Source organism: Pseudomonas sp. UMAB-40, from assembly GCF_900095275.1.
Classification (GTDB): Bacteria; Pseudomonadota; Gammaproteobacteria; order Pseudomonadales; family Pseudomonadaceae; genus Aquipseudomonas; species Aquipseudomonas mandelii_B.
Genome location: NZ_LT607556.1, coordinates 33,903 through 47,026 on the forward strand (window position 1 = coordinate 33,903; position 13,124 = coordinate 47,026).

The following is a 13,124-nucleotide window of genomic DNA, read 5'->3' on the forward strand; positions in this document are numbered from 1 at the left end:
TCAGGATCAGTGTCGGGAATTCCAGAGGGCCAACAACGCTGGCAACTCAGTCAAGCTGCGAATCTCCGCATCTGGAGCCTTCTCGGCTTCCCAGGCCTTGCCTGCCGGGTTAAACCAGATCGCCCGCAATCCCGCCTGCTGCGCCCCGGCAATGTCATCCCCCGGATGATCGCCGATATGCACCGCCGTTTCCGCCGTCGCCCCGCCACGCTGCAACGCCTCATGAAACAGTCGCGCATCGGGCTTGGCGATGCCGATGTCTTCGGCGCACAACGCAAACTTGAAGTAATCCGCCAGCCCCAGCCGGCGTACATCGGCGTTGCCGTTAGTGACCACCCCCAAGGCGTAATGCTTGGCCAGGGTTTCCAGCGTCGGCTCGACTTCGGGAAACACCTCGATCTGGTGCCGGGCATGCAGAAAGACTTCAAAACCCTTGTCGGCCAGCTCCGAAGCCTGTCCGTGGTCGTATCCGGACTCTTCCAGTGCATGGAAAAGCACCCGGCGGCGCAACGCACTGATGCGGTGTTTGAGGCTCGGCTCGCTGGTCAGGATCCGCTCACGAATAGCCCACAAATGCTCCACCGGCACCGCACCCAGGTTCGGTGCGTGCTCGGTCAGCCATTCACGCAGTATGGCTTCGGCGCTGACGATCACCGGGGCGGTGTCCCACAGGGTGTCGTCGAGGTCGAAGGTGATCAATTGGAGGGTCATGAATCATCGCCTTTAATGCGTTTGGCCCGTGGATGGGCGCTGTCGTAGACCGTAGCCAGATGCTGGAAGTCCAGGTGGGTGTAGATCTGGGTGGTCTTGATGTCCGAGTGGCCGAGCAATTCCTGTACGGCGCGCAGGTCCTGCGAGGATTCCAGCAAATGGCTGGCAAAGGAATGCCGCAGCATGTGCGGGTGCAGGTTTTGCCCCAGTTCACGCTCACCAGCGGCTTTGACCCGCACCTGAATCGCCCGGGGGCCAAGGCGCCGGCCTTGCTGGCTGACAAACACCGCGTCGTCCGCCGGATTGGTCATGGCCCGTAGTGGCAGCCACAGTTCTAGCGCCTCGCGAGCTTTTTTGCCGACCGGCAGCAGTCGGGTCTTGCTGCCCTTGCCGAGCACTTGAACCATGCCGTCGGCCAGGTCCAACTGATCCAGATTAAGCCCGGTCAGCTCCGAAAGGCGCAAACCTGAGGAATAGAACAGTTCCAGAATCGCCTGATCCCGACGCGCCAGGAAGTCATCCTCCACCGCACCTTCAAGCAGTTGCAACGCGCGGTCGGTATCGAGGGTTTTCGGCAGCCGGCGTTCGCCCTTGGGCGGCGCCAGGCCATTGGCCGGGTCGTGATCGCAAAGACCTTCGCGGTTCAAATAATGATAGAGCCCACGGACGGCCGACAGCAGCCGCGCCAGGCTGCGCGAAGATTGACCCTGGGAATGCAGGCGCGCGATCAGGCTGCGCAGACGCTGAATGTCTAGCGCGGCCCAGCTGCTGATGTTCTGTTTGACGCACCAGCCCAGCACTTTGTCGAGGTCGCGGCGGTAGGCGTACAGCGTGTGGGGCGACACCTGCCGCTCACTGCGCAGGTGTTCGCAGTAAGCGTCCAGTTGCCGTTCCACGATCAGCGTACCGAGCGCAGGGAACTGTTGACCCGAGGCAGCACGCGGCCCATGACTTCGGCGATGTAGCTCAGGAACAGCGTACCGACCGAGCTTTTGTAGTGCTGCGGGTCGCGACTGGCGATGGCCAGGACGCCGTGGATGCCTTGATAGCTGATGGCGACGACGGCGGTGGAGCCGATCTGTTTGCGCTGTTCTTCACCGAACAGGAAGTCCAGTTCGTGATCGCGCAGGCTGCCGCTGACGCTTTTGTCTTCCGAGAGCAAGCCGCCAATGGCCGTTTGCGCGTCGGCATGGGTGACCCAGCGGCCCACCGGCATCGGGTTGTCGCCCAGCAGGATCAGGCTGACAAAAGGCACCTGGAAGTCCTGGCGCAGACTGTCTTCGACACTGATCACCACGTCTTCCAGGCTATTGGCGTCCATCAGCGCCAGAATCAGGCGGCGGGTCTTGTCGAACAGGCGGTCGTTGTCACGGGCCACGTCCATCAAATGCGAGAGGCGATGGCGCAACTCGATGTTGCGGTCGCGCAGGATGGTCATCTGGCGCTCGACCAGCGAAATGGTGTCGCCACGCTGGTGCGGAATGCGCAAGGTTGCGAGCAGTTCTTCGTGCTCGACGAAGAAATCCGGATGAGCCTCCAGGTACGCGGCAATCGCCGCCGCCTCAAGGCTTTCGGAAGGGGATTCGTCGGGCTGTGGGGCGGGAACCTGAGGCTTGTCTTTCATGGATTCAACTCTCTCAAAGACGCACTTGTCCTTCATAAACGCGGACTGCCGGGCCGGTCATCATGACCGGTTGGCCAGGGCCTGCCCATTCAATGGACAAACGCCCGCCGGGCAGGTCGATCAATAGCGGCGAATCCATCCACCCCTGGCTGATCGCGGCCACTGCGGCAGCGCACGCGCCGGTGCCGCAGGCCTGGGTTTCCCCGGCGCCACGTTCCCAGACGCGCAACTGCGCACGGTTCCGGTCGATGACCTGGAGAAAACCGACGTTGACCCGCGCCGGGAAGCGCGGGTGGTGTTCGATTTTCGGCCCCAGTTCATGCACCGGTGCGTTGTTGATGTCGCTGACCCGCAGCACGGCATGGGGGTTGCCCATGGAGACGGCGGCCAGTTCGACGGTCGTACCCTCGACATCGAGCTTATAACTCAAGGCCTGTTCTGGTGCGTCGAACGGAATCTCGGCCGGCACCAGGCGCGGTGCACCCATGTTGACACCGATCTGGCCGTCGCTGCGGATATCCAGCTCGATGATGCCGCTTTTGGTCTCGACGCGAATCTGCCGCTTGGCGGTCAGGCGTTTGTCGAGCACGAAGCGGGCGAAGCAGCGCGCACCGTTGCCGCACTGTTCCACCTCGGAACCGTCGGAATTGAAAATCCGGTAGCGGAAGTCCACGTCCGGGTTGCTCGGCGCTTCGACGATCAGCAACTGGTCGAAACCGATGCCGGTGTGCCGATCGCCCCATTGTTTGGCGTGCTTGGGCAGGATGTGCGCGTGCTGGCTGACCAGGTCGAGGACCATGAAGTCGTTGCCCAGGCCGTGCATCTTGGTAAAACGCAGCAGCATGGGATTACTCCGGCAGCAGGCTTTCGCCAGCAAACAACTCGGCTACCGTCTCACGGCGACGCACTTCAAATGCCTGATCACCGTCCACCAACACTTCAGCGGCGCGGCCGCGGGTGTTGTAGTTGGAACTCATGACAAACCCATAGGCGCCGGCCGAATGCACGGCCAACAGGTCGCCTTCTTCCAGGGCCAGTTCACGATCCTTGGCCAGGAAGTCGCCGGTTTCGCAGATCGGGCCGACGATGTCGTAGGCGCGCGCTGCGGCAGTGCGCGGGCGCACGGCGGTGACATCCATCCAGGCCTGATACAGCGCCGGGCGGATCAGGTCGTTCATGGCCGCGTCGACGATGGCGAAGTCTTTGTGTTCGGTGTGCTTGAGGTACTCGACCTGGGTCAGTAGCACGCCGGCGTTGGCGACGATGAAGCGGCCCGGCTCGAACACCAGCGCCAAGTCACGACCGTCGAGACGCTCGCGCACAGCTTTGATGTAGTCGGCAGCCAATGGCGGCTCTTCATCGCGATAGCGCACGCCCAAACCACCACCGAGATCGATGTGGCGCAGGTAGATGCCGCAGTCGCCGAGACGGTCGACCAGACCCAGCAAACGGTCAAGGGCGTCGATGAACGGCGGCAGGGTGGTCAGTTGCGAACCGATATGGCAATCGACACCGACCACTTCCAGGTTAGGCAGTTGGGCGGCGCGGATGTACACGTCTTCGGCGTCGGCGATGGCGATGCCGAACTTGTTCTCTTTGAGGCCGGTGGAAATGTACGGGTGCGTGCCGGCATCGACGTCCGGGTTCACACGCAGCGAGATCGGTGCGCGAACACCCAGCTCGGCGGCGACTACTTGCAGACGCTCCAGCTCATCGGTGGATTCGACGTTGAAGCAATGGACGCCAACTTCCAGGGCGCGACGCATGTCGTCGCGGGTCTTGCCGACACCGGAGAACACGATCTTGTCGGCGCTGCCGCCTGCGGCCAGTACACGTTCCAGCTCGCCACGGGAGACGATGTCAAAACCGGCGCCAAGACGGGCCAGGACATTCAGTACACCCAGGTTGGAGTTGGCCTTGACCGCGAAGCAGACCAGATGCGGCATGCCGGCCAAAGCATCGGCGAACGCCAGGTACTGGGCTTCGATGTGCGCGCGGGAGTAGACGTAAGTCGGTGTGCCAAAGCGCTCGGCGATGGCGGACAGGGCAACCCCTTCCGCGAACAGCTCACCGTCACGGTAGTTAAAAGCGTCCATGGCGTTCCCTTATTGGTAGACGTCGTGCTTGTGTGCTTTGGACGGCTGCTTTTGCGAGGACTGAGCCTGCTCGGCAGGGTCCTGGGAATCGTCAGGCAGGTACAGCGGGCCTTTTTGACCACAAGCCGACACAAGACAGGCAACCGCGAGGAGCGCGGCAAGGGAAGAGATCAGGCGCTTCATGGCGAAATCCTTGAAAATGCGTTAATTGCGCCGGAGTATACCGGCCACCCGGCAGCTTGCCTATGTAACGCGGCTCCCGTCCGGCGGGCCTTCGCATGATGCCGGCCAGTATCGTGCAATCCTTGTGGGCGTGGGCTTGCTCGCGAAGACGGTGTGTCAGCCAATAAAGATGTTGGATGTGCTGGCCTCTTCGCGAGCAGGCTCGCTCCCACAAAGTGGTGCTTAGTCGTTATTCTTTGCAATCACCGGGGCTCGCCCGTATCTTGCGGCGCTTGAGCGTGAGTAGATACTTTTTGAGGTTGCCGTAATGAGTTTGACCGAAGCCCGTTTCCACGACCTGGTCGATGCCACCCAGCAGACGCTGGAAGATATTTTCGATGAGAGCGACCTGGATATTGATCTGGAGAGCTCGGCCGGTGTGCTCACCGTCAAGTTCGAAAACGGCAGCCAGTTGATCTTCAGCCGTCAGGAACCGCTGCGTCAGCTGTGGCTCGCGGCCGTGTCCGGTGGTTTCCACTTCGATTACGACGCCGAAAGCGAGCGCTGGATGTGCGACAAGAGCGAAGAGCAGTTGGGCGAGATGCTTGAGCGCATCGTCAAGCAGCAGGCTGGCGTCGAGCTCGATTTCGAAGGCCTGTGAGATCGTGACCCAGCCTGCGTCCGCTCGCCCGCCCAAGCCGCTCTACAGCAATGTCAGCCCGGCGGTGCCTTCGCCGTGCAGCGGTGTGTGTCGGCTGGACGAACAGAAGGTCTGCCTTGGCTGTTTTCGTCATGTCGAAGACATCCGCGAATGGCGCTCGGCCGACGATGATCGCCGCCGGGTTATCTGCGCCCAGGCAGTCCAGCGCAAAGTCTTGGCATAAGAGCTTTTGTGGCGAGGGAGCTTGTCGGATCGCCGCACCGTCCCGCCGGGCTGCGAAGCGGCCCCAAAAAGCTCACGACTGCAGCGCAGCCGAGCGGGACGGTGCGGCGATCCGACAGGCTCCCTCGCCACAGGCAAGCCCCTCTCCAAAATGTCAGCGCAGGGGCTTGGTCGCCCCTCACTTGTATAATTATTGAGCTGTGATAGTGTCCAGAAACGCCTCAACCCATCGAGGCCCGTGAAAACCCCGCCTTTTTCTGGCGGGGTTTTGCTTTTTTTGTGCAGAAGAAAGGAGTCTGCCTCAATCATGACCGCACCTTCCATCACTCTTACTCGTCTGGACGTGCAACGTCTGGAGCGCCTGATCGACAGCCTGGATGACACGCTGCCGGGCGTTATCGCGCTGCAAACCGAACTGGATCGCGCCGATACCCTGGTCGGTCACGAAGATGTGCCTGCCGATGTCGTGACCATGAACTCCCGGGTGCATTGCCGCGAAGAAATCAGTGGCAAGGACTACCACCTGACCTTGGTCTACCCCAAGGATGCCAACGCTGACGAAGGCAAAATTTCGATTCTGGCGCCAGTCGGCAGCGCGCTGCTCGGCCTTAAAGTTGGTCAACACATCGACTGGCCAGCACCGGGTGGCAAAACCCTGAAACTGACCCTGCTGGAAGTCGAATCACAGCCAGCCGAGGGCGGTCACTTTCCGGAATAAACCGCTTAGACCTGCTCGAGCGCCTCATTCAACGCGCGCTCCAGGTCAGCCTTGTAGCGCAAGTACAAATTACTTGAACTCTGAGCATCACCGAGCAGGCCCGACAGGTCCAAGTCGGTGATGTAGCAACGATAGCGCTCGGTTTCCCGGCGCTGATCGACGATTTCCTGGGCGACCACACTGAACAGTTGGTCGCCATATTCCAGCTCTGAAAACTCCCGCTGATTGCAATACAACGTGACCTGCACCTGTCCCGGCGCGGCTTTGCCGATGATCGCCTGCACGTCGTAGAACGGTTTGTTGGTCGGGGTTTGCGGCGCCGGCCGGGCTTCGACGCGACGGGCCCGGCCGGGACCTGACGGCAATAGCTGGTAATACAACGTGTCGAGGTTCAGGGGTTGGGCGGTGTTCATCGGCAGCAACGCGTCGCGCCGGTACTGGATCGATTGCAGGAACCGTTGCAGCGGCACCAGCAGGCTTTGCTCGTCGTGATAGGGCAATCGTTGTTGCCACAGGGCATTGAACTCATCCAGTACGTACAGATCCGCCTGCTGTTCGTTGATTCGGTAGAACACCTGAATGCATTCGGGCTGGCCCATGGGCAGGATCAGCGCCAGGTCGTGGTCTTCCAGTGCCATCGGGTCCAGGTGCAGCGGGCTGTAGCTCGCGAGTTCTTCACCCAGGTAATCGAACAGCGCTGGCAACGTGGCGAGGGCGACGTGATTGACCTGGCCGGGCACCAGTTCCAGCACGTGATAATGCTGCTGGACCTGCAGCAGGTAACGATGATTGAGCTGGCTAAGCAGCAGGTTCTGCGCGGTGTCGAGTACCTCCTCGACCCGCCGGGCGATGAATTGCGCCCGGTTGTGGCAGAAACAACGCACCCTCAAGCGGGGTTGTTGTGGGCCTTTCGGCAAGTTGTTGAGGTAATCGCGCAGGCAGTCGAGCAGGGCGTGAGGGCCGTCGTAGCGGTTGACCAACACTTCGTTCCAGCTGTTGAGCGTGACCTGGTCCAGGGTCAGCACCAGGTTTTCCCGGACACCGGCGTAGCTCAGGGAATCGGTGCGCTCGGTGGTCATCAGGATATTCAGGTCGCGGTGATGCTTGAGCGGGTCGACGCCAACGTTCACCAGAATCAGCACTTCACTCGGCACACTGGCGCGCAGCAACGGCTCTTCGGCGACCGTCGCCAACGGCAGGGCGATGCTTTGTTGCAGGCTGCCGAGCAGGTTGAACAGTTCGAACTCGCTCAAATCGCTGGTGCCGGGGTGCAAGGCGAGGCGGGTGCTGCTGTCGATCACGCCATTGCGGTGGCACCAGGTCAGCAGCTCCAGCAATTGGCGACTGCGCTTGATCGGCGCGAAATGTTCCCACTCGTGGGCTGCCAGACTGCCGTTGTACAAACCCCACTGGGTTTGCCCGGTTTCTTTCTTGTTGGGCGCCTGCACCAGGGTCAGGGTGTCTTCGGCCAGGTCCGGGGCGATGCCAGGGTTGATGAACTCGACTTTGTCCGCTTTGCGCTCAAAGGCTGCATACAGCCGCCGACCCAGCACGTTGAGGTCGCGTTTGTTGATCAGACTGACGGTTTGCTCGTTGCGGGCGAACTGGGTCAGGAAGCGGTAGCTGTAGTTCAGCTCGTTGACCAGGGCTCGGCGTTCGGTGCTGACCTGGCGGACTTTCCATTGGCTGCGGCTGTCGAGCAGCGCCAGCTGCCGCTGATCCCAGTGCCATTCGTGAGCCAGGCGCTCAAGCAGCGAACGTTGCCAGCTCTGGGTGCGACTGCTGCCGGTGAGCTTGCGGTTGACCTTCAGGTACAACGCTCGGCGTACCAGTTCCAGGCGCTCCGGCTCGCCACGGGCGGTGAGGTATTCCTCGATGCGCCGGTAAACGACGATGTAGGGGTCGAGTTCGTCGAGGTCCAGTTGATTGGCGAATACCGCCTGCTTGAAGCGCAGGCTCAGGCAGTGGACCTTCGGGTGTTCGCTGGCGTAAACCTCGGTCAGCAGCAGTTTGAGCACGGACTTGTAGGGCGACTCGATGCCCTTGAACAGCTGCCAGAGCCCGGCGCCGATGAATTCCCCCGGCGGGATATAGGCCAGATGCCCCAAATCCAGCGACTCGTCTGCGCGGATGAAACGCTTGGACAGCAGCGTGTGGGTGTAACGGTCGTAGGCGGCTTCTTCGTAGACCGGCACCAGCCACCAGATCGGCGTGCGGCCGGCCAGCCAGATCGCGGTACGGTAGAACTCATCCAGCAGCAGGTAGTGCTGGGTCGTGCCGCAGTCTTCCGAACTCAATTGTGTATCGCGCTCGCCGAGCACGAAGCGGGTCGGGTCGATCAGAAAGAAATGCGCCTCGGCGCCCTGGCTGGCAGCCCAGGCCTCAAGCAACTGGCACTTTTTGCGCAGCTCGGCGAGTTCGTTCTCGCTCAAGTCCGGCCCATGACAGACCCACACGTCCATGTCGCTTTGATCGGCTTGGGCCAGGGTGCCGAGGCTGCCCATCAGGAACAGCCCGTGGATCGGTCGCGGTGGATTGCTGCCGTGGCGTGGCTTATAGGAAAACGATCGGGTCAGGCGCTGGGCTTCGGCGAGGGCGTTGGCGTCAGGCTCGAAATTCGACAGCCCGGCCGGCGTGCTGCCCGACACATAACCGGGCAACAGCGGGTGATTCACGTGGAAAAACAGCGGCAGCAGCGTCAGCACCGTTTGCTGGCGGGGTGACAACCCTTCCATGGCACGGGCCATGCGGCCTTCGTTGAGCTTCAGAAAACGCGCGCGCAGCTGGCTGAGAACCTTGCGGTCGATTCCCTGGTCCAGATCGGGGCGGATTTCATGGGTGCGGGTCATGTCAGCTCAAACCGGCTCGCGAGGCTCGGACGTGGGGTCTACGGATGAGGGGCAGTTTAGCGCCTCGGGCCCGGGACTTTTAAGCTGATTTTGTTTTTTGACGTCAGATTTCTACCGTGCGGCGACCGCAGGTCAAAAAGTGTGCCCGCGGAAATCCCGTAGCAGGGGTTTCCGTGGGCGATGCAGTAATACTCAGGCTGTTTCCTGGACGCTCAGAATCGTCAGAACTGTTTGTACATTTTGCGCGGCGTCACGACCCAGACTGGTCAGATAACCGCCATCGGGCTGATCGATCAGTTCTTTTTCGTACAGGCGTTGAGCGGCAGCAATGGCTTTCGGGGCAGCGGTCTGATGAATTTTCAAACCTTCCTGGGAACTGTCCAGGTTGAAGAGGGCGAGGATTTCCAGTTCGGCAACCAACTCAGGGGTAAGCGACATAAGGACTCCAGACTTTCTAGGAATTGGACGACAGCGCCCCTAAGGTGAGCCCACTCGTGCGGCATGTCCAGTGCTCGCGACAGGGTTTTTTCGCCTCGGGATGCATTCCCCGAAGGGTGGTGCGGCAGCGGGGTGGATTCAGTGTAGTCAGGGGCTGGGGGAAGGCGGAGGAGATTGGTGACAATCTGTGTTGAGAGAAGGTTGTGAGGCGATGGTGCTTCTGTGGCAAAGGGGTTTTTGTGGCGAGGGAGCTTGCTTCCGCTGGGTTGCGAAGCAGCCCCAACATCTCGGCAACTGTCGAAGATATTGCGTGCGCTTCGCACTCGAGCGGGAGCAAGCTCCCTCGCCACAGAGGCCTGCGCCCTGGAGACCGGGGTTACTTCTTTTCCGGCGGCAACTCTGGCAATGCACGCAGGGCTGCTTCGTACCATTCGGTGTTGAACGCGCGGTCTTCTTCGAGGATCGCGTCGATTTCTACCGCCAACACGTGGGCCATCAGGTTGAGGATTTCCTCACGCTCGTAACCCACCAGGGTCAGCTTGTTGAACGTGGCCTTGGCCGCAGGAGGGTTGTCGCTTTCGATCTGGTTTTCGATGGCTTCGATCAGGGTGTTTTCGGCGAATTCTTCTTCGTCGATCTCGATATCGGTTGGCTCGCTCATGGCAGGCTCCTCAAGTTTAAGGCGGCCAGTTTACCTGCATTCAGCGCTGTGATGCTGCTGGCAAGAATCGCTTCGGCGTTCTATAAACAGGCACTGCCAACCCCGCACGGCCTGGAGGCTTTGTGATGCTCAAGCTTTATGGATTTTCCGTCAGTAACTACTACAACATGGTCAAGCTGGCGCTGCTGGAGAAGGGCGTTCCGTTTGAAGAAGTACCGTTTTATGCCGGCACAAGCCCGGAAGCGCTGGCCATCAGTCCGCGCGGCAAGGTGCCAGTCTTGCGCTCCGAGCAGGGTTTCATCAACGAAACGGCGGTAATTCTCGAGTTCATCGAGCAAAGTCAGAAAGGTACCCCGCTCCTGCCGAGCGATCCGTTTGAGCGGGCGCAGGTGCTGGCAGTGGCCAAGGAAATCGAGCTGTACATCGAGTTGCCGGCTCGGGCGTGCTACGCCGAGGCGTTTTTCGGCATGCCGGTGCCAGAGGCGATCAAGAACAAGACCAAGGCCGAGCTGTTGGCGGGCTTTGCCGCATTGGGCAGGCACGGCAAATTCGCCCCTTATGTGGCGGGGGACAGTCTGAGCATTGCGGATCTGTATTTCTTGTACAGCGTACCGTTGGCCTGTGCGGTGGCGCATAAGCTGTTCGAAATCGATCTGCTGGCCGAGATGCCGGCGGCCAGGGCGCTGTTGGAGCGACTGGAGCAGAACCCGAACGTGCAGCGGATTGCGGCGGACAAGGAAGCGGCGATGCCGGCGTTTATGGCGATGGTCGCTTCCAAGAAGTAGGGTTTGTAGCGTTCTGAAGTCAGTCATCGCGAGCAAGCTCGCTCCCACAGGTTTCTGTGTCGGCTATAGATTTGTGGCTGATCAGAGATCCTTGTGGGAGCGAGCTTGCTCCGGGCGGCGTTCCGACGATTCTTTTGGCGGTTTAGCGGCTGGCGAGCAATGCCTGACCGCGCGCCACAGCTTTCTTGACCTGCGCCGGCGCAGTCCCGCCGATATGGTCGCGGGCGTTCACCGAGCCTTCCAGGGTCAGCACGGCGAACACGTCCTGATCGATCTGGTCGCTGAACTTGCGCAGCTCTTCCAGGCTCATTTCCGCCAGGTCTTTGCCGCTTTCCACACCGTACTTCACGGCATGGCCAACGATTTCGTGGCAATCACGGAACGGCAGGCCACGGCGTACCAGGTAGTCAGCCAGGTCGGTGGCGGTGGAGAAACCACGCAGCGCCGCCTCGCGCATCATCGCGTGCTTGGGCTTGATCGCCGGGATCATGTCGGCGAAGGCCCGCAGCGAGTCGCGCAGGGTGTCGGCGGCATCGAACAGCGGTTCCTTGTCTTCCTGATTGTCCTTGTTGTAGGCCAGTGGCTGGCCCTTCATCAAAGTCAGCAGGCCCATCAGCGCGCCGAAGACGCGGCCGGTCTTGCCGCGCACCAGCTCTGGCACATCCGGGTTTTTCTTTTGCGGCATGATCGAGCTGCCGGTGCAGAATCGGTCAGGCAGATCGATGAACTGGAACTGCGCGCTGGTCCACAGCACCAGCTCTTCGGAGAAGCGCGACAAGTGCATCATCGCGATGCTCGCGGCCGAGCAGAACTCAATGGCGAAGTCACGATCGGACACGTTGTCCAGCGAGTTACCGCCCACAGCGTCGAAGCCCAGCAGTTGAGCGGTGTATTCGCGGTCGATCGGGTAGGTGGTACCGGCCAGTGCGGCACTGCCCAGCGGCATGCGGTTGGTACGCTTGCGGCAGTCGACCAGGCGCTCGTAGTCGCGGCTGAGCATTTCGAACCAGGCCAGCATGTGGTGCCCGAAGGTCACCGGCTGCGCGGTTTGCAGGTGGGTGAAGCCCGGCATGATGCTGCCGGCTTCGCGCTCGGCCTGCTCCAGCAAACCTTTTTGCAGGCGGGTGATTTCGCTGAGGATCAGGTCGATCTCGTCACGCAGCCACAGGCGGATGTCGGTGGCGACCTGGTCGTTGCGGCTGCGCCCGGTGTGCAGTTTTTTACCAGTGACGCCGATGCGGTCGGTCAGACGCGCCTCGATGTTCATGTGCACGTCTTCGAGGTCGATGCGCCAGTCGAACTGACCGGCCTCGATTTCACCCTGGATGGTCTTCAAGCCATCGGTGATGCTGTCGCGCTCGGCGTCGGTCAGCACGCCGACCTTGGCCAGCATCGTGGCGTGGGCGATCGAGCCCATGATGTCGTGGCGATACAGGCGCTGGTCGAAAGTGACGGAGGCGGTGAAGCGGGCGACGAAGGCGTCGACGGGTTCACTGAAGCGGCCGCCCCAGGACTGATTGGTCTTGTCAGTGCTCATGAATTCGCTCGTGTCGGCTGAAGAAAAAAATGACGTTGGAAGCTGCCGCGGATAATAACAGGGTTGCCAATCCTGTCGCTGACGCTGGTCGACAGGTTTTTTTCACAAGGCGGGGTCCATACTCAGGACAGGCCTTGTGGGAAATTGCGCAACGATATTTTCCGATTGAGCAATATCGTCCCTGCAACCGTCTACAGTTGGACAATAGGATCAGCGCACTTCTGGGGCGCTGCGGCTGACTATAAGAAGAGGGGGTGTTCATATTGTGTATCGGCAAACCCTACGGCGATACCTCGCTAATGCGGGCCAGAGCCTCCAATCACTCGGCAGATGAAAATTTAGCCGCCGGTCTCGCGGCACTTTTTGGCCCTCGCGCTAGTCTTAGCGTGGATCGCGGTGACGGACGTCACTTCACCTGTCTACGCTATCCTTGTGCGAGACTCACGCAGGAATCCAGCGCAATATGAATGTCCTGATCGTTGATGACGAACCCCTAGCCCGCGAGCGCCTGAGCCGAATGGTTGGCGAACTCGAGGGATACAATGTCCTGGAGCCCAGCGCCACGAACGGCGAAGAGGCGTTAGCGCTGATTGACAGTCACAAGCCGGATATCGTGTTGCTCGATATCGGCATGCCAGGCCTTGATGGCCTGCAAGTGGC

At 60.8% G+C, this 13,124-nt stretch carries 15 protein-coding genes; 5 read left to right on the forward strand and 10 right to left on the reverse strand.

What is annotated here, in order from left to right:
* Positions 1-6: 6 nt before the first annotated feature.
* The 6 genes from K0F88_RS09930 to K0F88_RS09955 are packed head-to-tail and all read right to left on the reverse strand — an operon-like array spanning position 7 to position 4,614.
* Complete coding sequence (locus K0F88_RS09930; RefSeq protein ID WP_094470028.1) at positions 7-711, reverse strand: HAD family hydrolase; 705 nt, start codon at positions 709-711, stop codon at positions 7-9.
* Positions 708-1,607, reverse strand: a complete 900-nt coding sequence (xerC, locus tag K0F88_RS09935) for a tyrosine recombinase XerC (protein WP_090178141.1) — start codon at positions 1,605-1,607, stop codon at positions 708-710. The genes K0F88_RS09930 and xerC overlap by 4 nt, the downstream gene beginning before the upstream one ends.
* Before the next feature lie 2 nt (positions 1,608-1,609).
* On the reverse strand, positions 1,610-2,335 hold the full coding sequence (locus tag K0F88_RS09940) for a DUF484 family protein (protein WP_219094948.1): 726 nt from the start codon (positions 2,333-2,335) through the stop codon (positions 1,610-1,612).
* A gap of 13 nt (positions 2,336-2,348) precedes the next feature.
* Positions 2,349-3,179: a diaminopimelate epimerase gene (gene dapF / locus K0F88_RS09945; RefSeq protein WP_219094949.1), complete on the reverse strand. Its 831-nt coding sequence runs from the start codon at positions 3,177-3,179 to the stop codon at positions 2,349-2,351.
* 4 nt (positions 3,180-3,183) lie between these two features.
* A complete protein-coding gene (gene lysA / locus K0F88_RS09950; RefSeq protein WP_219094950.1) occupies positions 3,184-4,431 on the reverse strand; it encodes a diaminopimelate decarboxylase in 1,248 nt (415 codons plus the stop codon).
* Between the two features lie 9 nt (positions 4,432-4,440).
* Positions 4,441-4,614 (reverse strand): lipoprotein, encoded by a 174-nt coding sequence (locus K0F88_RS09955; protein ID WP_075946461.1) that lies wholly within the window; start codon positions 4,612-4,614, stop codon positions 4,441-4,443.
* A 307-nt stretch (positions 4,615-4,921) separates the two neighbouring features.
* Here K0F88_RS09955 and cyaY point away from each other — a divergent pair, with 307 nt between their 5' ends.
* The 3 genes from cyaY to rnk all read left to right on the forward strand — a co-directional run bounded on the left by cyaY (position 4,922) and on the right by rnk (position 6,194).
* Positions 4,922-5,254, forward strand: a complete 333-nt coding sequence (cyaY, locus tag K0F88_RS09960) for an iron donor protein CyaY (RefSeq protein WP_219094951.1) — start codon at positions 4,922-4,924, stop codon at positions 5,252-5,254.
* Positions 5,255-5,258: 4 nt separating this feature from the next.
* Complete coding sequence (locus K0F88_RS09965) at positions 5,259-5,477, forward strand: DUF1289 domain-containing protein (RefSeq protein ID WP_094470034.1); 219 nt, start codon at positions 5,259-5,261, stop codon at positions 5,475-5,477.
* Positions 5,478-5,783: 306 nt separating this feature from the next.
* Positions 5,784-6,194 carry a nucleoside diphosphate kinase regulator gene (gene rnk / locus K0F88_RS09970; RefSeq protein ID WP_219094952.1) on the forward strand — a complete coding sequence of 137 codons (411 nt, stop codon included), beginning with the start codon at positions 5,784-5,786 and terminating at the stop codon, positions 6,192-6,194.
* Positions 6,195-6,199: 5 nt separating this feature from the next.
* Here rnk and K0F88_RS09975 read toward each other — a convergent pair whose 3' ends face one another.
* The 3 genes from K0F88_RS09975 to K0F88_RS09985 form a co-directional block, all read right to left on the reverse strand.
* Positions 6,200-9,043 carry a class I adenylate cyclase gene (locus K0F88_RS09975; RefSeq protein WP_219094953.1) on the reverse strand — a complete coding sequence of 948 codons (2,844 nt, stop codon included), beginning with the start codon at positions 9,041-9,043 and terminating at the stop codon, positions 6,200-6,202.
* Between the two features lie 192 nt (positions 9,044-9,235).
* A complete protein-coding gene (locus tag K0F88_RS09980) occupies positions 9,236-9,481 on the reverse strand; it encodes a TIGR02647 family protein (RefSeq protein WP_094470036.1) in 246 nt (81 codons plus the stop codon).
* 376 nt (positions 9,482-9,857) lie between these two features.
* Entirely contained in the window at positions 9,858-10,142 is a 285-nt protein-coding gene (locus K0F88_RS09985; RefSeq protein ID WP_123500468.1) for a hypothetical protein, read from the reverse strand.
* A gap of 125 nt (positions 10,143-10,267) precedes the next feature.
* Between K0F88_RS09985 and K0F88_RS09990 the strand changes: the two genes are divergently transcribed.
* The gene (locus K0F88_RS09990) at positions 10,268-10,927 is read left to right on the forward strand and encodes a glutathione S-transferase family protein (RefSeq protein WP_219094954.1); all 660 of its coding nucleotides are present in this window, start codon (positions 10,268-10,270) and stop codon (positions 10,925-10,927) included.
* Between the two features lie 142 nt (positions 10,928-11,069).
* Here K0F88_RS09990 and argH read toward each other — a convergent pair whose 3' ends face one another.
* On the reverse strand, positions 11,070-12,464 hold the full coding sequence (gene argH / locus K0F88_RS09995; RefSeq protein ID WP_033060676.1) for an argininosuccinate lyase: 1,395 nt from the start codon (positions 12,462-12,464) through the stop codon (positions 11,070-11,072).
* Positions 12,465-12,927: 463 nt separating this feature from the next.
* Between argH and K0F88_RS32320 the strand changes: the two genes are divergently transcribed.
* Positions 12,928-13,124, forward strand: a 197-nt coding sequence (locus K0F88_RS32320; RefSeq protein WP_257605234.1) for a LytTR family DNA-binding domain-containing protein, incomplete at its 3' end; no start/stop codon positions are given.